Below are 534 nucleotides of genomic sequence, written 5' to 3'. Positions count from 1 at the left end.
AAAATCCTGTAATACATCACCATCCTCGCTAGGAACTTATGCGAGGTTAATTATGACTTTCCAAGATAAGGATACAAAAATTCACTAACTTCTCTTGAAGCGACACCGATATCCACTATTATGCCCTCTTTCTCTAGAGCATAAAGACCCTTTCCATTGTTCCTTTCATCAGGATCTAGGATAGCAACTACAACTCTCTTAATTCCTGATTTAATGATTACAGAAGAACATGCCGGAGTTTTGCCAACAAATGAACATGGCTCAAGAGTGACATATGCAGTCACTTCTTCCATAGGGCCATCATAAGCACTAATCGCTTCAACCTCAGCATGGTTGCCACCAATTCTTTGTGTGAATCCTTCGGCAATGACTTGCCCGCCTAGAACGAGAACGCAACCTACCGGAGGATTTGGTTGGCACTCAGGCAGAGCAGCCCGAGATACCTCCAATGCTTTAAGCATAAATGCCTTGTCTAGATCCATCTAAAGTATCCTTTTAAACTTTTGGTATACATTAACAAATCTATGCCAAAAG

General features: G+C 41.4%; 1 protein-coding gene. It reads right to left on the bottom strand.

The window, feature by feature from the left end:
- Positions 1–50 precede the first annotated feature (50 nt).
- Positions 51–482, bottom strand: a complete 432-nt coding sequence (locus H5185_RS22415; RefSeq protein WP_182743364.1) for a bifunctional diaminohydroxyphosphoribosylaminopyrimidine deaminase/5-amino-6-(5-phosphoribosylamino)uracil reductase RibD — start codon at positions 480–482, stop codon at positions 51–53.
- Between the last annotated feature and the right edge of the window lie 52 nt (positions 483–534).

Source organism: Shewanella sp. SG44-6 (genome assembly GCF_014164185.1).
GTDB classification, from domain to species: Bacteria; Pseudomonadota; Gammaproteobacteria; order Enterobacterales; family Shewanellaceae; genus Shewanella; species Shewanella vesiculosa.
The sequence above is the reverse complement of the archived record's forward strand: the minus strand, read 5'-3'. Positions and strand labels throughout refer to the sequence as shown.